We start from the raw sequence: 19,807 nt of genomic DNA, 5'->3' as shown, positions 1-19,807 counted from the left end.
CCCCCCTCCCGCAGGATGAGCTTTCGTATGAGCGCACGTTCCCCCCGTCAAGCAGGTGAATCCGGCCAGGCCGCGGTCGAGTCAGCGATCACGTTGCCGCTGGTCGTCTTCCTCGTGCTGGGGACGTTGCAGCTGTTCTTGATGATGCAGGGCCGGTTGATGGCGGAGTACGCGGTTTTCCGCGCCACGCGCGTGGGCAGCGTGCGGCATGGCGACTGTGAAGCCATGACGCACGCGGCTGTCGTGGCGCTGCTGCCGAGCTTCTACTCGTTCCTGGGGCGGGGAGGCGCTGGGGGGACGCCCGGCCAGCGGCTGGCGGCAGCCTTCGCCGCGCGCCGTAACAACCCCTACAACCAGTTCCGCTACGTGCCGGGTCCGGACGGCAACCACGATGGTGTCATCCTGTGGCTCATCCGCGAGAGCCCGCTCGCGGCGTCTGTTCCGAACGACGACGGCCACTTCGACCAGTGGGACGCGGGCATCCGGCGCCTTGAGATGCGGCTCATCTACTGGTTCCCGCTGAAGATCCCCTTCGCGGACTGGGTCATCAGCCGCATGGTGCTGGCCCGTTGGGGCTGGCAGGACTACACGGCGCAGAACCCGCTGATGCTCACCCAGAAGGCCCAGTGGCAGCAGACGCAGGCGCTCAACGTGGAGGCCGCCATCCGCGCGGAGGTCATGACCCGGTTCGCGGCGAGCCAGTACGTCATGCCCATCCAGGCTTCCGCATCCCTGCGCATGATGACGCCGTTGCAGCGGCGCTTCTTTACCACCCAGAACTGCGCTCCAGCACCGGAGGTCCTATGACGCTGCCGCGCCTTTCCCGTGGCCAGACGTTGGTGTTGTTCACCCTCACCCTGCTGCTGATGACCCTGCTGGTCTGCCTGACGTTGTCATTGGGCAGCAAGGTGAAGGAGAAGATGGAGACGCAGGCCGTCGCGGACGCCGTGGCCTACAGCCAGGCCGCCCAGACAGCGCGCGTCTTCAACGAGATGGCGCTGATGAGCCGCGCGCAGATTGGCCACATGGTGTCCCAGGCCGCGGTCAACAGCCTCATCAACTGGAGCAGCTACTACCGCTCGCAGGTCGGTGCCGCGGCGGTGGCCTACCAGATGGCCTCCGCGCCGTATTGGGCGCTGGTGCCATGTTGTGCTCCCCATTCGGGGTGCAGCCATTTCTGCGGCTGCGCCTTGAGCGCCATCGCGGCCATCAACCTGTCCGTGTCGCGGCTCGCGATGTACGACATGACGCTCGCGGCACAATGGGAGGCCCTGGAGGCACCGGCAGCTCGCCGGGCCATGCTGCTGGGCCGCGCCGCGCAGCTGATGTTCCTGGATGGGCAGACGCTGGAGTACACGCGCTTCATGCTGGAGATGCAGCGCGAGCGCGTCGCCGACCGCATCGTTCGCGACGCGCAGCGCGGAAGTCCTTTTGGCGGGGAGCTCAGCTCCAACAGCAACACGGCCATCGACGAAATCTACCTGGGCCTTGGCGCGGTGATTCCAGACATCTTCTCCCAGCACCACGTCTTCGCGGCCATCGGCAGCCGTGGCCACAGCTTCGTGACGGAGCGCAACCTCTACCCCACCGCGAACCTTGCGGTCACCACGGGCATCCAGACGCGGGCCATCACGCCACCGGACGTCTTTACGTCCATTGGCGGATTCGGCGCCGGTTACTGGTCCGCCATGCCGGACCACGCGAGCTTCGGCTCCAGTGACGTGGCGGCCTACGCGGACGACCACGGCTTCGGTCAGGTGGTGTTCAACCGGGGCCGCCCTCCCTGTCAGACCACGTCGAGAGGAATCATGGTCAGCGCGTCGCTCCTGCGCGCCACGGACGTCATGGACGGAACGGACATTCATGCATGGTTGCCCTCCGCCAGCTCGGGGCTGGGCATGGACATGGAGCCCGCGCAGACGCGGCATGACATGGGACGTTGCACGCGGCTGGGCATCGGACGGTGTCCATCCGTGTGGCCCATGTTCATGGACTACAACGGCCTGCACCTGATGGACCCCGGTGACATCTGGGGGCAGCCGAAGAACTATGCGGTCATCCAGCGCGACTACGCCCAGCGTTCGGCCGCGGGGGGCGACCCCTGGGACCTGCTGTTCCGCTTCCGGTTCAACCCGTCCAACTCCGGCACGGAGTTCGACAACCGGGGGGTTCACCTGGGGCCCATGTTTGGAGGCATGGACATCAGTCGACAGACCTCCGTGTCTACGGGTGTCACCTACTACCACCGCCGCGACCACTGGCGCGAACCGCCCAACCTGCTCAATCCGTACTGGCGCGCCACGCTCGCGACGGATGACGTGGATGGCGAAGACATGACGGACGCGCTGAACGACTCCTCCGTGGGGTGGGCGGCGGATGCGTACAACGCCTTGAAGGCCCAGGGATACAGGGGGATGCCGTGAGCCCCCGCGTCCGGGCGAGGCGCGGCCCACGGGGCCAGGCCGTGCTGGAGGCAGCCATCGGCATGCTGGTGTTCACCACGGTGCTCGTCTTCCTCATCCACTTCTCGGAGATCTCCGTGTTCTCCGTGAAGGTGACGGCGGCGACGCACGCGGCGCTGCTGGATGCGCCGGGCTATCGGCTCCATGACTGGCCGGGGGACTCCGACCCGTCGCGGGCCGCTGTCGTCAGGGCCGCCGCCGAGACCACCAACAGCTACGCGGACTTTGACGGGCTCAGCCGCACGCCGGGCCCGGGTCCGGGCATTACCCAGGTCTTCACCCGGACGGATGGTATGCAGGTGACCTGTACGCCCGACGGCCCGGGGTATGATCCCCATCCCTTCGCCTACGTAGCCTACAGTGATGGTGGCGGCATCTCCTGCAATGCGCGGGCGCAGCTGGCCGCCTTCAAGTTCCCCCGGCGCTACGTGGAGGACTCGCAGGGGTCCACGGGGTTCTTCAAGGAGGCCCACTACGACATGGGGCCTCTGAACGTGTGTGGCATTGGCCGGGCGTGGGGCGGAAACTGCTCCGCGTCGCTGACCAGCATGCTGGACGACTGGGGCCTGACGGGAGACGGCGAGTCCGGCATGTGCCCCATCATTCCGGATGTGCCCTTGCCGTGTCCCATGAACGTGCCCTACTGGGACATGGCAGCCAGCGTCTACGCGGCCAGCTTGCTGACGAACGCGATGGGCCCGGACTTCTCTGGCAGCGCCCTGGCCATGGGCATCGTGGGCAGTCTGCCTATGCCTTTCTTCTATGGGGCGGAGAACGTGTTCTGGATGAGCGCCATGGGCGAGGAGGCCGGCTTCCTCCAGCCGATGCCCGTGGATCCAGGCGGGTATTACGGCCCTGCGGCATTGATCTACGCGTGGCCCACCACGCCGGGTGCTATTCCTCCAGGGCCCTTCCTGGGGGCGGTTCCCTATCCGCTGGCCTATATCCAGCGCGACAGCTGTTTCCTGGGGAAGAACTGTCCTTGATGATGATGTCGCTGCTGTTGTCGCTCGCCTTATCGGCCGGGCCCTCCATCTCGGCGGACGCGGGAAGCCCGGCGCCACGTCCGCCCGCGCGTGGCCAGGCGGTGGTGAAGCCGCAGGCGCTTCCTGACGCGGGCGTGAGCGAAGCGGAGGCGCCCAAGGCGCCCTTCCGTTGGGATATTCCGGGCAAGGTGGTCTGGGTGCAGTCACCGGGCCCGCAGGTGTCCGACGGCGTCCCCATGAACCTGGAGCTGGCGCGGACCGACTGGCCTCTCAACGCCGTCATCCAGCACATCATGGAGAGCTTCCGGAAAGCTGGCTTCTACATGGCGCCCATGCGCGAGCAGCGCTCGCCCACCACGGAGCCGATGCTGACCGCGCTCGACGTGGAGAAGCTGCTCGCCTACACGGTCATCTTCCAGGAGAACGCGGACAAGTCTGTCACGCTCATCCTGGGCACCTCCAACATGTCCAGCTACAAGCCCCCTGGGACGACGCTCAGCTGGGCGCCGCTGATGCCCGGAGCGGACGGGCTGACGCGTTCGGACCTGGAAGGCGCGCACCTGGCGGTCTACGCAGCGAAGCCCGGTACCACCGAGGAGCAGGTGTTCGACTACTACCGCGAGGCGTTGAAGCCGGTGGGCTACGAGGAAGACCCCGATGAGAAGGGGCTCTTCCGGAGGGGGTCGGAGTTGCTGATCATCAGCACACGCACGGAGGAGACGCGCCTGATGGTGTCCCTGCGTCACCGCCTGGGTGCCACGAACGCTCCCTGAGCGTCAGTGGCTGGAGCCCTTGCGGCGCACGCGCTGGGCATTCTTGACGCTGTTGGCGTTGGGTACCTTCATGCCGCAGCCCCGGCTGCAGGAGACCATCTTCTCCGCGCATTTGCTGGGACAGCCGTTGTCGCCCTTCTTGCACTGGTTCATGCAGCGGCCCATGGGCTCCTGGCACTTGGACACGCACTGCGCCTGCTCCTGGTCCTGGAAGGGGGGCTTCATCTCCTCGCCCTGGTCGTTCTTCACGGGCTGCAGCGGTGTCGCGGCCACGAGCGCGTTCAGGGACTGGGATGCGGGGGACGCGGGGAGCGCCTGGGCCCTGGGGGCGGCGAACAGGCAGAGGGCGGAGAGGCCCATTAGAAGTGCGGCGAGAGGGGACTTCATGGGGTGCCTTTCGATGGGAGCATGCTCGAAAGCAGGCCCCGTGCGGGAGCGCGGCGAGCATAGCCCTCCCTTCGGTGGGAATGAAGGCGCTCCGAGGCTGCCCGCGCGGTGTTTTCTGAGCGATGATTTCGCGGCACAAGGAGCATGACGACATGCAGACGCGAATCGCGGTGCGGGGCTGGCTGGGGCTGATGGCGCTGGGCGCGGTGCTGGTGGCGCCCCAGGCGCTCGCGCAGACGTGCAACGAGAAGTGTGGCCTCAACGCCGGCTCCGCGCTCCTGGCCTGTGGAAAGAAGTGCCCCGCGAACAAGCCGGGGTGCACGGAGGACTGCACGCGGAAGGTCCAGTCCGCGCAGGCGAAGTGCACCAAGAAGTGTCCCAAGGGGAAAGGCAAGAACACGCCCCAGCCGCACACGCACGACCACGGCGACGACGACCACGACGAGTGAGTCCGCAGGTGTGATTGAAGGACCGGCGGGAGGGTGTTACGGGCGCTGCCAGCCATGAGCGACGCCCCCTCCCGCAAGGACCTCGACGCCACCGTCCACCTGCCGCGCACGGAGTTCCCCATGAAGGGGAACCTGGGCCAGCTCGAACCGCGCCTGCTCGCCTGGTGGCGGGAGCAGGACGTGTGGCGGCAACTGCTGGCGAAGAACGCGGGCCGTGAGCCCTTCGTGCTGGCGGACGGGCCGCCGTACGCCAACGGCCACCTGCACGCCGGGCATGCGCTCAACAAGGTGCTGAAGGACATCGTGGTGAAGTTCCGGAACCTCTCCGGACGCCCGTGTGACTTCATCCCCGGCTGGGACACCCACGGCCTGCCCATCGAGCAGGCGGTGGAGAAGCGCCTCAAGGAACAGAAGCTGGACAAGCGCGCGCTGTCGCGCGACGCGCTGCTGGAGCGCTGCCGCGAGTACGCGCTGGAGTTCGTGGACATCCAGCGCGCGGAGTTCCAGCGGCTGGGCATCTTCGGAAGCTGGGACGCGCCGTACCGGACGCTCGACTTCAGCTACGAGGCGCAGGAGGTGCGCGAGCTGGCCGCGTTCGCGCGGCGGGGCATGCTGTACCGGCGCAAGAAGCCCGTGGCGTGGTGCCTCCAGGATCAGACCGCGCTCGCGGAGGCGGAGGTGGAGTACGCGGAGCACACGTCGCCGTCCGCGTACGTGGCCTTCGACGCGGGGCCGGAGCTGGTGGACAGGCTGCCGCAGCTGAAGGGGCAGCGCGTGTCCTTCGTCATCTGGACCACCACGCCGTGGACGCTGCCGGCCAACCTGGCCATCGCGGTGAACCCCGAGTTCGAATACGTCTTCTACCGGCTGGAGGACCGCGTCCTCTGCGTGGCGAAGGACCTACTGGCGAAGGTGCTGGCGGAGGTGAAGTCGGACGAGCTCGCGGTGAAGCACGTGCAGCTCCCCACGGGCGAGGTGTCGTCCCCGGCGCTGGTGGATCCGTCGCGCATCCTCGCGTACGCGACGGGCGAGGAGCTGGAGCACGTGACGTATCAGCACCCGTTCCTGGCGCGACAGGGGCGCGTGGTGCTGGGCGAGCACGTCACCCTGGATGCGGGCACGGGGCTGGTACACACGGCGCCAGGGCACGGTCAGGAGGACTACGAGGTCGGCTTGAAGTACGGCCTGGACATCTACAACCCGGTGCGCGCGGACGGCCGCTACGACGACACGGTGGGCGAGGGGCTGGCGGGGCGGCGCGTGTTCGAAGCGAACCCGGTGGTGTTGGAGTTGCTCGTGCAGCGGGGCGCGCTGCTCAATGACAAGTCGGACACCGTCACGCACAGCTATCCGCACTGCTGGCGCTGCCACCAGCCGGTCATCCAGGCGGCAACCTACCAGTGGTTCATCCCCATGGATGCGCCGTTCCACGGCACGCAGACGTTCCGGCAGGTGGTGCTGGAGCAGGTGGGGCAGGTGCAGTGGGTGCCGTCGTGGGGACAGTCACGGATCCGCGGCATGCTGGAGGGCCGTCCGGACTGGTGCATCAGCCGGCAGCGCAGCTGGGGCGTACCGATTCCCATCGCGTACTGCGACGGGTGCGACGACGCGGTGGTGTCGCCGGAGGTGATGGAGCGGGTGGCGGCGGCGGTGGAGCAGGAGGGCGTGGGCGTGTGGTACCGCACGCCGGTGAAGGACTTCCTCGGCGCGGACTTCGCGTGCCCTCGCTGCGGCAAGGGCGAGTTCCACCGTGAGACGGACATCCTGGATGTCTGGTTCGACTCGGCGTGCATGGCGTCCGCGGTGCTGGCGAAGCGGCAGCGTGTGCCGGCGGACCTGTTCCTGGAGGGGAGTGATCAGCACCGGGGCTGGTTCCACTCCTCGCTGCTGGTGTCGGTGGGCACGCGCGACGTGGCGCCCTACAAGGCGTGCCTGACGCATGGCTTCGTGGTGGATGGCCAGGGCGAGAAGATGTCCAAGAGCCGTGGCAACACGGTGGCGCCGGACAAGGTCATCCAGCAGTACGGCGCGGAGGTGCTGCGGCTGTGGGTGGCGGCGAGCGACTACCGCAACGACGTGCGCCTGTCGGACGCCATCCTCAAGGGGCTGTCGGAGGGGTATCGGAAGATCCGCAACACGCTGCGATACGCGCTGGGCAACCTGCACGACTTCGACCCGGCGAAGGACGCGGTGGCTGGGGACAAGCTGCTGCCGCTGGATCAGTGGGCGCGCGGCCGGCTGGCGCAGGTGGCCGCGCGTGTGCGGCAGGCGTACGAGGGTTATGAGTTCCACCTCGTCTACGCGACGGTGGTGGACTTCTGCGCCAATGACCTGTCGGCCGTGTACTTCGACATCCTGAAGGACCGGCTCTACACGGCGAAGCAGGACGGGCCCGCGCGGCGAGGCGCGCAGACGGTGCTGCACGAGGTGCTCACGGTGCTGCTGCCGCTCCTGGCGCCCGTGATGAGCTTCACGGCGGAGGAGGCGTGGCAGCACCTGCCGGGCGAGCGCGCGAAGAGCGTGTTCCTGGCGGGCTTCGCGGAAGCGAAGGTCACGATGCCGCCGGAGTTGGAGGTGCGCTACGCGAAGCTGTTCGCGGTGCGCGGCGCGGTGCAGGGCGCGCTGGAGATGGCGCGGCGGGACAAGCGCATCGGCGCGTCGCTGGAGGCCCGCGTGGTGCTGAGCGCCACGGGCGCGGTGCACGAGCTGCTGGAGGCGCACCTCGCGGAGCTGCCCGGGCTGTTCATCGTGAGCCAGGTGGAGCTGACGGATGCTCCGTCCGAGGCAGCGAAGGCGCTGGAGGTTTCACAGACATTGGGTGACGGTGCCTCCCTCTCCGTCGAAGTGCTTCCGGCCCTGGGCTCCAAGTGTCCGCGTTGCTGGGTGTACTCCGAGGCGGTGGGGCAAGGTGGGGATGTCTGTCTCAAGTGCCGTGAGGCATTGAGCTGAGACGGTGCGAAGAAGACGCCACCGCGAGAATGCTCGCGGTGGCGTGGTTTGGCAGTGACTCCAGGCTGTGTGGCCTGCACGCCTAAAGAGGCTTGTACGTCCGGATTAGCGTGCAGGCAGGTTTGGTCCAGGCTTCGAGCGTGTAGCGGTCACTGACGACCATCTTTTTTGCGCATTCGCCGCGGTTGCTGGCGGCGTTTCCGTGTCGTCCTGTGATGCCTCCTGCATTGAATCCTGTTCCGTAGGTGGTGGTACAGAGCTTATCCCCGATGGGCTCTGCCATGTTGTAGACGAGCATATGCCGTTCGTATCGAAGGTTTTCAGGAGTCAAGTGAATCAATGCATTTGCTCTGTAACGCATGATGCAATCATGGGCTCCAGAGAAGACGCTCTGGGTGCCATCCTCCTGGCACTTCGTGGCAATCGCGTAAAGCCTTCTTTCTGAGCTCCCGGCCAAGGCGAAGGGTAGCTGGGTCCCAGGCTCAAAGAGGGTGGCGATTTTGCCTACCGCTGTGGGTGTATTGAGCTCAGGTGGGTAGGTAGGAGTTTCCTTGAACTCGGGAGCATCAAGCGGATCCAAATAGGCCAGGAACATTCCCCCTTCTCCATGGTGAGGAACATTGACCGAGTGCGCCAGTTCATGTGCGACATTTCGCGCGAGTTCTTCTGGTAACCCATGTCGAGTGATGCCGATACGGAGGATGTTCTTGGGGTTGCTGGGGCCCCCGTAGGTGGTTGAGGCACCCTTGTCCAATGTGGAGGATTCGTAGTCGATGATGACCAGATGTTGATTGGCCACGTGGGCCGTCTTCTCGTGGAAGGGATTGATCAGGCGGTCTGATGGACTGAAATCATCGTCGCCCACGAGGTGGACCTTGATGTTGGTCAGATCCTTGAAGAGTTGGATGCCCGCAGCGGCATCCCCGCCCATCTTGTTGTTGAGGAAATAATCAACGTCCGAGGGCTTGGTTCGGATGTGATCATTCTTGAGGATGAAGCCTCTGTATTCCTCATAATGGCTCAGTCCATCACCTGGCTTGTCGACGTCTCCACGTCCACCTCCCAGCGTTTCGCTATCGTCCAGGTCTGTTTTCGAAAGGCTGTTCTCGGTGGTCTTCCACTGGGTTGCGATGTGGGAGTCAGGTTTCCTCTTCGGTAGGAGGAGGGGATCTTTCGTGAGCAGGGGGGGATTGGACGTGCTTGCCGGATCCTCGATCACCGACATGACAACCTTGCCATCTTCGGTTTCGGCCTTGGCGATGACGTCCCCGTATCCTCCGAAGTCAAACGAGGAGATGTCAGCCTTTGCCTCCTCATATTCCCCCACCGGGGTCTGCACTGTTGCGAGGTCGATGAATTCCAGGCCGAGCGCTGCGTTCTTGCTCTGCTCGAACTGCAGGTCCTCACCATCAGGGGTCGGGCTTGAATCGAGCGCGTTCATGGCGATACCCGGCACGTTGGAAGAGGTAAGGAAGAAGGTGACTTGCTTCACCTTGGACGTCGATGTGGAACCTGGCTTTGGGACGACCTGGGCCTTCACGCGGATGGTGGAGCCGGGCTCCAGGGCGCCTGAAGTCAGGGACGTCCCGACGACCGGTTCAATGTGTGCGAGCGGCAGCCAGTTGTCGTAGTCCTCCGCGCTCAAGACGAGGTCAAAGTCATCACCTTCAGGCTGAAGGTCCCATTCGATGTCCCATTCCACGGGGGTCGTGCCGTAAGGGATGGGATCCGGGATATTCGCCAGGACGGTGGAGTCGCTGGTGATGAGGTGCTTCGTCCCGTGGATGCGCAGGGGCGCATCGACCGCGGGGAGGTCGAAGACGAAGTGACTGCCGAACTGGAAGGGGCTCAATAAATACCACGAGAACATGGGTTCGGTCGTGGTCCCAGCCTGGGTCACAGACCCTTTGCACGGAATGCCGCTGAATGGTGTCAGCTGCATCTTGTAGGTCGTGTCCGAGAGAAACTCCATCGTGGACGTGCGGGTGGGCGCACTGTCCGAACACCGGGCTACATAGGTCGCGACGGTCTGCCCCTGGAAGATGTCCTGCTCGATCCGGCTGAAGTTGTAGAAGCCTCGCTTGATGGTGACGAATCCGAAGCTCGATGCCTCAAGCATTTCGACTTCGATCGGGGCGAAGTACGTCAGTTCGCCCTTCCACTCGTGCGAGGTATAGGGCGTCGTCCACTGGCCACTCGTCCTGCTTCGTGCTTTCAGCACGCCCACCCATTTGGGAACGGCCAGGACCCGGGTCGCGGGCGTGTCCAGGCGTTGCAGAATCGCTTGCGGAGGAGGGGCTGCCTCGTCAGGCGGTGCATCCTGTGCGGTGCACCCTGCGAGAAGTGCAAGACAAATGATGAGGATTTGGTGATGCTGGATTTTCATGCTGGGGGTGTCTGTCTGGGTGAAAGAGATCTGGCGTTGCAGCTCTTCAGACGCTCCCCAGGTTGATTCCTGAGCTTTGCCTTCAAGTTATTCCCAGACGTCTGCTTTTTAGTCGGGCTGTTCCAGCTTGCGCAGCGTCTCCACCAGGCTCTGCATGCGTTCGTGGTGGGTGCCGGGCCAGAAGACGCGCTGGCAGCCAGGGCACTGTTGGAAATGGCGGTGACGCTGGGCCACGCCTTCCGGGACGCGGCCTTGCACTTCTTCCGGTGTCGCGGTGGACAGCGGCGCGTTGCATGCGATGCACCGGGAGAAGGGCCGCATGCGCGAGGTCAGTCCATACCTCCGCACCACCTCCACCAGCTGGTGCGCGGGGTCGGTCGCTCGCGGGTAGTAGCCTTGCACCACCTCCGAGCGCTTCAGCACGCCCAGGTCCCTCGTGAGCAGCACCCGCGCTTCGTCGCGGGACAGGCGCGCCAACTGGTCGTCCGCGTAGTCGTTGCGCCAGAGCGTGTCGAAGCCGAGCATCCGCAGGAAGCCCGACAGCCGCCCCAACCCCACGTCCAGGATGAAGCGCGGCATGTCCGGGAGCGGCGGCCCCACCCGCGCCTCCTGCGCGACCCGCGCAGCCGCTGGAGCCAACGCCGGATACACGTCGAGGCGCGTTCCCTCCTCCGCTCGATGCCCGAAGCCCACCGGCTCGCCGTCCACGCACACCACGTCCACTTCCGGATGCGGCGGCCCCAGTGACTCGATGAGGTCCTTCACCGACGGGCTGCCTTGCAGCACGTGCGTGAACGCCTGTCCCCGGCGCTCCGGTGCGACGAAGTCGTTCAGTACGCCGTGGAGCCGCACCGTGAGCTGTCGTGATGACATCCGGGACTCCTCACGTCCTGCTGCGTCGTCGCTGATGATCATGATGTCTTTCTTTGAATCCCCGCCTTACCCAGTTATGGCGCGGTGCGGCTCTTGAATTCTTGAAAGGCAGTGACGTGATCCTCACGGGCCGTCAGAGGACAGCCTTCTTGCAAACTTCTATAATCACGCGCCAGTCGGCGCGCCGAAGCCGACGGGTCACCCCTCGACACCCTCGGAAGCAAGGATCCAGGCCCTGTATGGCATCGAAGCTCCCCCCGTTCCTTCGCCCCTTCCTGGCGCTGGGCTTCCTGGCCCTCGCTTGCGGCGAGGGTGACGAGCCCCTTCCTCCTCCGGACTCGGGGACGACCGTCGATGCGGGGACCCGCACCGACGCGGGCACCTCCGAGGACGCGGGGCTGCCCACGGATGACGCGGGCACCTCCGAGGACGCCGGAGCCGATGTGGACGCGGGCTCCGAGGACGCGGGGACGGAGGTGGACGCGGGTTCGGCCGAGGATGCGGGCACCTCCTCCGATGCCGGGTCCGTGACGGACGCGGGCTCGGCCGAGGATGCGGGCTCCTCGACCGACGCCGGTTCCTCCACCGACGCGGGCTCGCCGACCGACGGCGGATCCGCGGACGCGGGCTCGGACGGCGAGTCGGATACCGACGCGGGCTACACGGAGATCCGCCTGATGGCCGCCAACCTCTCCAGCGGCAACGGCCAGGACTACGACCCGGGCCACGGCATCCGGCTGATGCAGGGCGTGAAGCCCGACATCGTGATGATCCAGGAGTTCAACTACAAGTCGGACTCGGCGGCGGACATGCGCTCCATGGTCGACATGATTGGCGCGGGCTTCTACTACTACCGCGAGACCGGCGCGCAGATCCCCAACGGCATCATCAGCCGCTACCCCATCATCGACTCGGGCGAGTGGAAGGACGCCAAGGTCTCCAACCGCGACTTCGCCTGGGCCCGCATCGACATCCCCGGGCCGCGCGACCTCTGGGCCATCAGCGTCCACCTGCTCACCACCAGCTCGAGCAATCGCAACGCGGAAGCCACCCAGCTCGTGGGCTACATCCAGGCGAACATCCCCGAGGGCGACTACCTGGCCATCGGCGGTGACTTCAACACCGACTCCCGCTCCGAGGCGTGCCTCACCACCTTCAAGCAGGTGGTCGACACCGCGGGCCCGCACCCCGCCGACAAGAACGGCAAGGAGGGCACCAACGCCGGCCGCAGCAAGCCCTATGACCACGTGCTCGTGGACTCCGACCTGCGCCAGTACCAGGTGCCCACCGTCGTCGGGACCAGCACCTTCAACAACGGCCTGGTGCTCGACAGCCGCGTCTACACGCCCATCTCGGACATCTACCCGGCCCTGAGCAGCGACAGCGGCGCGTCCAGCATGCAGCACATGGGCGTCATCAAGACGTTCCGCACGCCCAACTTCTAACGGGCGCGCGGCAGGCAACCCGGGCCGGTCATCGGGACTCCCCGGTGCCCGGCCCGCGCCGTTTCCTCAGAGGAGGTCGCTCCACTTGTGCCGGTTGCGCTCCAGGAAGCGCGCCACCGGCGGGATGCGGGCCACCAGCGGCGTCAGGACGAACACCGCGCCCAGCCGCAGGGGCTTGATGAGCTGCGTGGCCACGTACGCCGCGCCCCATGTCCCCGCCTGCGCTCCGACGCCCTCGGGCTTGAAGCCGGCGCGGATGGCCGCCCAGAAGCCCACCATCGACAGGCCGAAGCTCAGCCAGTACAGAGCGAAGGCCACCGGGCCGTACTCCAGGAGCAGCGCCTTGAAGCGCGCCATCAACGTCGGCTTCGCCGCCGGGGCCGGCGTGGTGGTTTCGGGTGGGGCAATGTCGGGAGCGGAAGGCTTCACGTCGGGCTCAACAGGCGCCATGGGCGCACCATGCCCGAAACGTGGAGCCTTCGGGAGGCCGAGGGCAGGCGGACGGGCGACCCGCGGCCCAGGTCCGGGTTGTCAGGGCTCCCGGGGGCGCGATAGAGGTTCGGGCACCCCATGAAAGCCTCCATCCGCCTCCTCCTCGTGGTCGTCCTCGCCGTGCTGGCGGCGGATCAGGTGACCAAGTACCTGGCCGTGTCCCGGCTGACGGAGGCGCTGGATGGGCGCACGGGCCTCGCGCGCGTGTCCGGCTTCCTGAGCGAACGGAACCTGGACAACGACCCTCCGGTGGAGGGCGTGTTCCGCAAGAACACGCGGCCGTACCGCTTCATCGAGGACTACTGGCACTTCCGCTACGTGGAGAACCCGGGGGCGGCGTGGGGCATGTTCTCCACCCTGCCGGAGACGGCGCGCAAGGCGTTCTTCCACGTGGTGAGCCTGGCGGCGCTGGGGTTCATCCTGGTGCTGTACCGCCGCACGGAGCCGTCGCAGAAGGTGGTGCGCGTGGCGCTGGCGCTCATCACCGGCGGCGCGCTGGGCAACTTCGTGGACCGGCTCATCCGGGGCTACGTCATCGACTTCATCGACTGGCACTGGCGCAACCAGCCGGGCATGCGCTGGCCCACGTTCAACGTGGCGGACGCGGCCATCTGCGTGGGCGTGGCGCTGATGCTGCTGGACTCGCTGCGCCGGCCGGAGGCCGTGGCCACCCCGCCGCTCCCCCAGGGCAGCAGCCCCCAGCCGTGACGCGCGGGGGTGGGCTGGTATAAGCCCTCCCCGTGCCGCGCAAATACGCCATCCTCCTCGCCCTCACGCTGGGCGTCATCGTGCTGGACCAGTGGACGAAGTACCTGGTCGTGCGCGACCTCACCACCCGCTTCGATGGGCTCACCACGCTGTCGGAGCGGCTGGGCGCGTTCTACTCACCCGCGGCGGCCCCGGGCTTCCGCGGCCTGCACTTCCAGCCGCGCACGCACGTGGAGGTGGCGGAGAACTTCTTCCGCCTGCGCTACGCGGAGAACCCGGGCGCGGCGTGGGGCATGTTCCGCGACCTGCCGCCCCACCTGCGCGGCCCGCTCTTCCACCTGGTGAGCCTGGGCGCGGTGGTGCTCATCGTCTTCTACTTCCGGAAGCTGTCCGGCACGGATCCCGCGGAGGCGTGGGCGCTGTGGGGCCTGCCGCTGGTGCTGGGCGGCGCGCTGGGCAACTACATCGACCGCGTGGCGCGGGCCTTCGTCATCGATTTCCTGGAGGCCCATTGGTACGACAAGGCCGCCTGGCCGTCGTTCAACGTCGCGGACATGGCCATCTGCATCGGCGTGGGCATGCTCGTGGTGGACGCCTTCGTGCGCAAGGAGAAGCCCAAGGCCTCCGCGCCCGCGAAGGCCGCGTAGTGGCGTGACGGGCCCGGGAATGTCCCTCCCGCCCGTCCCGGTTGTCCCGCCGTTCGTCCGGGCCGCCCGGCGAGAGGTCCCCCATGCTCCCCGTCCTGCTGCGCCTGTCCTTCACCACGCTGTGGATGCAGCTCCTGCTGTACGCCGTCGCGGTGGCGGTGGTGGCCTCCGTCGCCGTCAACGGCTGGAAGGGCGCGCCGGGGCCGGTGGACGCGGAGACGGGGAAGGAGGGGCCCGCGACGTTCCAGGACAAGCTGCTGCGCGCGGTGGGGTTCGCGGTGGTGGGCGGCTTCCTCGCGTACTTCGGCCTGAAGTTCGCGCTGCCCGCGGACGCGTTCCCCGGCGGCCACGGCGAGGGCATCCCCCTGCACACCTACGGCGTGCTCCTGGCCACGGGCTTCATCACCGCGGTGTCGGTGGCGGGCCGGCTGGCGCAGGACGAGTGGCGCCGCGTGACGCTCGTGCCGGGCCGGGGCTGGGTGGACACGGAGGGGCCGAAGAAGCGCGAGCAGGTGATGGACCTGGCGTTCTGGGTGCTGGTGGGCGGGCTGGTGGGCAGCCGCGTGCTGTTCGTGCTGGTGAACTGGCAGGACTACGCGCGCGACTGGACGCAGGCCTTCTCCCTGGGCGGCGGGCTGGTGTTCTACGGCGGCCTGATTGGCGCGGGGCTGGCGGCGTTCCTCTTCGCCCGCAAGCACGACCTGGACTTCCTGCGGCTCGCCGACGTGTGCATCCCCACCGTGTCGCTGGGGCAGTGCCTGGGGCGCCTGGGGTGCTTCTCCGCTGGGTGCTGCTGGGGCGACATGGCCGGGAGCCACTCGCACACGGGCGTCACGTTCCCGGGCGCCGGGGTGGCGCAGGACCTGCTCGGCCGGCTGGGGGGCGCGTCCAGCCTGGCGTATGGCTCGCAGGCCGGGGATGACCGCTTCGTGGTGGAGGCGACCGGGCAGGTGCTCCACGAGTGGGCGCCGGGCGCGGTGCGCATCTCCGACTGGGTGGCCCGGCACGGCACCACGTTGCCGGTGTACCCCACGCAGCTCTTCGAGTCGGTGGGGCAGCTGGTGCTCTTCGTGGCGCTCCTGTACGCGCGCCGCTTCCGCCGCTTCCACGGGCACATCCTTGCGCTGTGGCTGATGGCCTACGCCGTCCTGCGGACGACGGTGGAGCTGTTCCGGGGCGACGTGGAGCGCGGCACCCTGCACGGCCTGCTGGAGTCCCTGGGGGCCCAGGGGCTGGCCGGGGCGGTGCCCCTGGAGGCCTGGTACAACGTGTCCACCAGCCAGTTCATCTCCCTGTGCATGTTCACCTTCGGTGCGCTGCTGATGGCCAGCCACCGACCGGCGGGTGCGGCCGCTGGCCTGGGGCCCACCCCGTCGGCGGCCTGAGGTTGCGAGCCGCGCCCGGGTTGGGGACACTCCCAGGACATGCCGCCGCCCGACAACGCCCGGTCCTCCGCCAAGAGCGGGGGCCGGCCCGCGCAGCAGGACGCCAGCTCCTCCAGCGAAGCCGCCCTTCACGAATGTGAAGAGCTGGAAGCGGCGATCGCGGAGCTGCGCAACAGCTACGAGCAGTACTTCATGGGCATGGAGCGCCAGGCGCCCATCCGCGCGCATGAGGACCTGAAGAAGCGGATGATGAAGCTCAAGGGGGCCTTCGTCCGCAGCACGGCGGTGAAGTTCCGCGTGCAGAGCCTCCACAACAAGTTCCTCACCTACGAGCGGCTGTGGACGCGCACGCTCCAGGAGATTGAAGACGGCACCTACCGCCGCGACCTGGCCAAGGCCCGCCGCCGCGCGGAGAAGAAGAAGCCGGGCGCCAGCGCGGGCCAGAAGGGCGTGGTGGAGCTGCCGGAAGAAATCGACGACATGGACTTCGAGGAGATCGAAGAGCTCGCCGGCCGGCGTCCCATCAACGAGCCGAAGCTCGCCTCGGAGTACCTCGCGGAGCAGCAGACCGCCGCGGGCGGCACGCCCTTCCGCGGCACGTCGGCGGTGGCGCCCGCCGCGGCGCGGCCGGCCGCGGCCCCCGTCACGGTTCCCCCGGCCGGCGCGCCCCGGGGCACGCCCGCGGGCCTGGTGCCGCCGAAGCAGGGAGTGCCGGCGGTCTCGCCCGTGAGCGGGCTGCCGTCCATCGCGCCCGTGGGGGGCGGCACCCCGGCGGCGGGGACGTCGAAGCTGCCCTCGGTGGCCCCGGGCGGGACTCCGGCGGCGGGACGTCCGGCGGTGCCTCCGGGCATGGCCGCGAAGGCGCCGGCCGCTCCGCAGCAGGCCGCGCGTCCGGCGGCGGCGGCGCCCCGCCCCGCGGCGGCGGGACCCAACGGCGGCATGTCCGACGACAAGCTGCGCGCGGTGTACGACGCGTACGTCACCGCGAAGCGCCGCTGCCAGGAGGACACGTCCAAGCTGTCCTACGAGTCCGTGGCCGCCACGCTGCGCAAGCAGGTGCCGGAGCTGCTCAAGCAGCACAACGCGAAGGCCGTGGAGTTCAAGGTCGTCATCAAGGACGGCAAGGCCTCGCTCAAGGCCGTGCCCAAGTAGCTCGGGAGGCGCGGATGAACCAGGACCTGGAGGCGCTCAAGGCGCGCGTGGCGCGGCTGTCGGTGATGATCTTCGACATCGACGGCACGCTCACCGACGGCCGCATCTTCTGGGTGCCCAACTCCGGCTGGACGCAGATGTACAGCGTGCGCGACGGCATGGGCATCAAGCGCTTGCAGGAGGCGGGCATCGAGGTGGCCGCCATCTCCGGCGGCGACAGCCTCTCCGCGCAGATGCGCATGCAGTCGCTGGGCTTGCGCCACGTGCACTTCGGTAGCCAGGACAAGGTGGCGCACTTCGAGAAGCTGCTCGGCATCCTCAACGTGTCCGCCGAGCACTGCGGCTACATGGGCGATGAGGTGGTGGACCTGCCGCTGCTCAACGCGGTGGGCTTCTCCGCCACCGTGCCGGAGGCGCCGGACGAGGTGCGCGCGCAGGTGCACTACGTGGCCCAGCGCGCCGCGGGCTTCGGCGCCGCTCGCGAGGTGTGTGAGTTCATCCTGAAGCACAGGGCGCGCTCCGCGCCCTGAGGGCTACTTCCAGTCGTGCACCAGCGCGCCGTCCCTGCCGCTGACGGGATCCGCTGGCGGCAGGGGCACCTGCCCGATGCGCTTCACGGAGGCGTCGTGCGTGGCCGCGTCCGGGCGCTGGAGGTCCCACTGGCCGTGCCCCTCCGGATAGGCGCCCACGACCAGGAAGTCGCCGCTCGACTCCACGCGCTTGTGCCCGGTGCCCGCGGGCAGCACCACCACGTCGCCTGCCTGCACGGTGACCTCCTGTCCGGCCTCTCCGCCGAGCAGCAGCTTCGCGCTGCCCTGCGCCACGCCCAGCACCTCGTGCGCGGTGGAGTGGTAGTGGTGGAAGTCGTAGACGCTGGAGCGCCACTGCGGCGGCCAGCCGTTCGCCTCGAAGCGCCTCTCGAACGCGGCGGCCACGTCGCCCTCGCGCGGGAGCGCCGCGCGGTACACCAGCACCGGGAAGCGGCTGTTCGGCACCTTGCCGTCGTCCTTGAACGTGAGCCGCGTGGGCGCGGGCGCCTCCGCGTGCGCGTCCACCGCCGCCAGCGACAGCGCCGCGCCCGCGATGGCGCCGGACATCCAGCGCGCCGCGCCGGGCTTCGGGGAATCCTTCATCGCGTTCCTCCCATGGGCATGACCTTCCCAACCTGGGCCGGTCCCGGGGCGGATGCAACGCGAATGACGCGGGCCCCTTCTGCCTCACTGTCAAACCCGCGGCACGGGAAGAATGCCCAAACGTCCGCTCCTGGAAACGCCTCCCTCCCTGTCCTGCGCCCGGGTTGTCGGTCCCCGGGCCCGTCCCTACCTTGCGCTGCCTCATGGCCGGTGGACGGCCCGAGGCACCTGGGAGGCGACGTGGGGACGCGGCGGATGTGGCTCGGACTGGCAGCGGCGGCGGGGCTCGCCGTGTCCACGGGATGCGGGCAGTCCCCGGAGGACTCGGACGCGCGGCTCGCGGCCCTGGAGGCCGAGGGCAAGCAGATGGACCGGGCGCTGGACGCGGTCGAGGACCGGCTCCTGGGCAGCCAGGGACGGCTCGCGATGTGGAACGAGCTGGGACGGCGTCACCAGGAGGTGAGCGCCATCCAGTGCAAGGTGGCCGACGCCCACATGGCCGCCATCCTCAAGCACGAGGACCGGCAGAACCAGAAGGCGCGCATGCTCAAGCAGCGCAACTCGATGGCGTCCGTGGACACCGCGGTGCTCACCTCCGGCAAGGCGCCCGCGCGGCAGCGCAGCAACTGACGTCGAGGCGCCTCAGCCGGGGATGTGCGCGCTGCGCTCGCGCATGCGCCTCTCCACCGCGATGACGCCCCGGAGGAACAGGCCGGGCGCCAGCCGCCGCAGGCGCCAGAACCAGCGCGCGTCCGCCATGGGCAGCACGTGCGGCGCGCCCTGGTCCACCGCCGCGAGCAGCCGCTCGGCGACCCACTCCGGGCCAATCCTCGACTGGTCCACCAGCTTCGTGCTCAGGCGGCGCGTCTCCGGGTCGGAGTAGGGCGCGGCCGCCGCGCCGATGTTCGTGCGGAAGAACGTGGGGCACGCCACGGTGACGCCCAGCCCCAGCGGGTGCAGCTCCGCGTAGAGCGTCTCCGACAGCGCGACGACGGCGGCCTTGGACGTGTTGTAGGCCGCCAGGTTCGGCGCGTACACGAGCCCCGCCGCGGACGCGATGTTGAGCACGTGCCCGGAGCCCTGCTTGCGCAGGCGCGGCACGAACGCGTGGCAGCCGTGGATGACGCCCCACAGGTTCACGTCCAGCACGCGCTTCCACTCCGACAGCGGCAGCGTGCCCACCGCGCCGCCCGTGGCGACGCCCGCGTTGTTCACCACCAGGTCCACGCCGCCGAACGCCTCGTCCGTGGCGCGCGCCAGCGCCTCCACCGCGGCCGGGTCCGTCACGTCACACGCGAACACGCGCGCCTCGCCGCCCCGCTCCGTGACGCGGCGGGCGGTCTCCTCCGCGCTGGCCGCGTCCACGTCCGACACCATGACCCGCGCCTGGCGGGTCGCCAGGGCTTCACACAGCGCACGGCCCAGGCCACTGCCGGCGCCCGTCACCACCGCGCGAGGACGAGAGGGAAGGCTCATGGTTCCAGACTCCTGGGGCGAAAGAGGAAGGGCGTGACGCGACAGGGCTAGCACGGCGCGCGAAACGCGGGTGCTCGCTTTCCGGGAGAAGCGTGCTTCCAGAC

The 19,807-nt window shown here is 68.2% G+C and carries 19 protein-coding genes; 13 read left to right on the top strand and 6 right to left on the bottom strand.

Going from position 1 to position 19,807, the window contains the following annotated elements; all coding sequences use genetic code 11:
• The first annotated feature begins 27 nt into the window (after positions 1 to 27).
• From U8525_RS31275 to U8525_RS31260, 4 genes are read left to right on the top strand one after another with little or no spacing between them, the layout of a single operon-like run.
• On the top strand, positions 28 to 807 hold the full coding sequence (locus U8525_RS31275; RefSeq protein WP_374270374.1) for a TadE/TadG family type IV pilus assembly protein: 780 nt from the start codon (positions 28 to 30) through the stop codon (positions 805 to 807).
• Positions 804 to 2,423: a pilus assembly protein gene (locus U8525_RS31270; protein WP_374270373.1), complete on the top strand. Its 1,620-nt coding sequence runs from the start codon at positions 804 to 806 to the stop codon at positions 2,421 to 2,423. Before U8525_RS31275 ends, U8525_RS31270 begins: the two co-directional genes overlap by 4 nt.
• Complete coding sequence (locus U8525_RS31265; RefSeq protein WP_374270372.1) at positions 2,420 to 3,448, top strand: pilus assembly protein; 1,029 nt, start codon at positions 2,420 to 2,422, stop codon at positions 3,446 to 3,448. Before U8525_RS31270 ends, U8525_RS31265 begins: the two co-directional genes overlap by 4 nt.
• Positions 3,448 to 4,221 carry a hypothetical protein gene (locus U8525_RS31260; protein WP_374270371.1) on the top strand — a complete coding sequence of 258 codons (774 nt, stop codon included), beginning with the start codon at positions 3,448 to 3,450 and terminating at the stop codon, positions 4,219 to 4,221. Before U8525_RS31265 ends, U8525_RS31260 begins: the two co-directional genes overlap by 1 nt.
• Positions 4,222 to 4,224: 3 nt before the next feature.
• Here the strand turns inward: U8525_RS31260 and U8525_RS31255 are convergent, their stop codons facing one another.
• Positions 4,225 to 4,608 (bottom strand): hypothetical protein, encoded by a 384-nt coding sequence (locus U8525_RS31255; protein ID WP_374270370.1) that lies wholly within the window; start codon positions 4,606 to 4,608, stop codon positions 4,225 to 4,227.
• A 152-nt stretch (positions 4,609 to 4,760) separates the two neighbouring features.
• Here U8525_RS31255 and U8525_RS31250 point away from each other — a divergent pair, with 152 nt between their 5' ends.
• Together U8525_RS31250 and ileS are read left to right on the top strand one after the other, a co-directional pair.
• Complete coding sequence (locus U8525_RS31250) at positions 4,761 to 5,057, top strand: hypothetical protein (RefSeq protein WP_374270369.1); 297 nt, start codon at positions 4,761 to 4,763, stop codon at positions 5,055 to 5,057.
• A 54-nt stretch (positions 5,058 to 5,111) separates the two neighbouring features.
• Positions 5,112 to 8,006: an isoleucine--tRNA ligase gene (ileS, locus tag U8525_RS31245; RefSeq protein ID WP_374270368.1), complete on the top strand. Its 2,895-nt coding sequence runs from the start codon at positions 5,112 to 5,114 to the stop codon at positions 8,004 to 8,006.
• 82 nt (positions 8,007 to 8,088) lie between these two features.
• Here the strand turns inward: ileS and U8525_RS31240 are convergent, their stop codons facing one another.
• Positions 8,089 to 10,392, bottom strand: a complete 2,304-nt coding sequence (locus tag U8525_RS31240) for a hypothetical protein (RefSeq protein WP_374270367.1) — start codon at positions 10,390 to 10,392, stop codon at positions 8,089 to 8,091.
• A gap of 108 nt (positions 10,393 to 10,500) precedes the next feature.
• Positions 10,501 to 11,265, bottom strand: coding sequence for a Mut7-C RNAse domain-containing protein (locus U8525_RS31235; protein WP_374270366.1), 765 nt, complete (start codon positions 11,263 to 11,265; stop codon positions 10,501 to 10,503).
• Between the two features lie 239 nt (positions 11,266 to 11,504).
• Here U8525_RS31235 and U8525_RS31230 point away from each other — a divergent pair, with 239 nt between their 5' ends.
• Complete coding sequence (locus U8525_RS31230) at positions 11,505 to 12,710, top strand: endonuclease/exonuclease/phosphatase family protein (RefSeq protein WP_374270365.1); 1,206 nt, start codon at positions 11,505 to 11,507, stop codon at positions 12,708 to 12,710.
• A 66-nt stretch (positions 12,711 to 12,776) separates the two neighbouring features.
• On the opposite strand, the gene U8525_RS31225 is transcribed toward U8525_RS31230, so the two are convergent.
• Positions 12,777 to 13,139 carry a hypothetical protein gene (locus U8525_RS31225; protein WP_374270364.1) on the bottom strand — a complete coding sequence of 121 codons (363 nt, stop codon included), beginning with the start codon at positions 13,137 to 13,139 and terminating at the stop codon, positions 12,777 to 12,779.
• A gap of 141 nt (positions 13,140 to 13,280) precedes the next feature.
• On the opposite strand from U8525_RS31225, the gene lspA (U8525_RS31220) reads away from it, so the two are divergent.
• From lspA (U8525_RS31220) to U8525_RS31200, 5 genes are all read left to right on the top strand, one after another.
• On the top strand, positions 13,281 to 13,910 hold the full coding sequence (gene lspA / locus U8525_RS31220) for a signal peptidase II (protein ID WP_374270363.1): 630 nt from the start codon (positions 13,281 to 13,283) through the stop codon (positions 13,908 to 13,910).
• Between the two features lie 32 nt (positions 13,911 to 13,942).
• Positions 13,943 to 14,557: a signal peptidase II gene (gene lspA, locus U8525_RS31215; RefSeq protein WP_374270362.1), complete on the top strand. Its 615-nt coding sequence runs from the start codon at positions 13,943 to 13,945 to the stop codon at positions 14,555 to 14,557.
• 83 nt (positions 14,558 to 14,640) lie between these two features.
• Positions 14,641 to 15,942 (top strand): prolipoprotein diacylglyceryl transferase, encoded by a 1,302-nt coding sequence (locus U8525_RS31210; RefSeq protein ID WP_374270361.1) that lies wholly within the window; start codon positions 14,641 to 14,643, stop codon positions 15,940 to 15,942.
• Between the two features lie 39 nt (positions 15,943 to 15,981).
• On the top strand, positions 15,982 to 17,094 hold the full coding sequence (locus U8525_RS31205; protein ID WP_374270360.1) for an MXAN_5187 C-terminal domain-containing protein: 1,113 nt from the start codon (positions 15,982 to 15,984) through the stop codon (positions 17,092 to 17,094).
• 14 nt (positions 17,095 to 17,108) lie between these two features.
• Positions 17,109 to 17,624 (top strand): KdsC family phosphatase, encoded by a 516-nt coding sequence (locus tag U8525_RS31200; RefSeq protein WP_374270359.1) that lies wholly within the window; start codon positions 17,109 to 17,111, stop codon positions 17,622 to 17,624.
• A 3-nt stretch (positions 17,625 to 17,627) separates the two neighbouring features.
• On the opposite strand, the gene U8525_RS31195 is transcribed toward U8525_RS31200, so the two are convergent.
• Entirely contained in the window at positions 17,628 to 18,227 is a 600-nt protein-coding gene (locus U8525_RS31195) for a cupin domain-containing protein (RefSeq protein ID WP_374270358.1), read from the bottom strand.
• A gap of 255 nt (positions 18,228 to 18,482) precedes the next feature.
• Here U8525_RS31195 and U8525_RS31190 point away from each other — a divergent pair, with 255 nt between their 5' ends.
• Positions 18,483 to 18,857 (top strand): hypothetical protein, encoded by a 375-nt coding sequence (locus U8525_RS31190; protein ID WP_374270357.1) that lies wholly within the window; start codon positions 18,483 to 18,485, stop codon positions 18,855 to 18,857.
• A gap of 12 nt (positions 18,858 to 18,869) precedes the next feature.
• Here the strand turns inward: U8525_RS31190 and U8525_RS31185 are convergent, their stop codons facing one another.
• Positions 18,870 to 19,703: an SDR family NAD(P)-dependent oxidoreductase gene (locus U8525_RS31185; RefSeq protein ID WP_374270356.1), complete on the bottom strand. Its 834-nt coding sequence runs from the start codon at positions 19,701 to 19,703 to the stop codon at positions 18,870 to 18,872.
• Positions 19,704 to 19,807: the final 104 nt, after the last annotated feature.

Origin of the sequence: Corallococcus sp. RDP092CA (genome assembly GCF_041903675.1) — a bacterium.
Lineage (GTDB): Bacteria > Myxococcota > Myxococcia > Myxococcales > Myxococcaceae > Corallococcus.
Note: the sequence above shows the minus strand (reverse complement) of the source record. Positions and strands in the feature narration are given on the sequence as shown.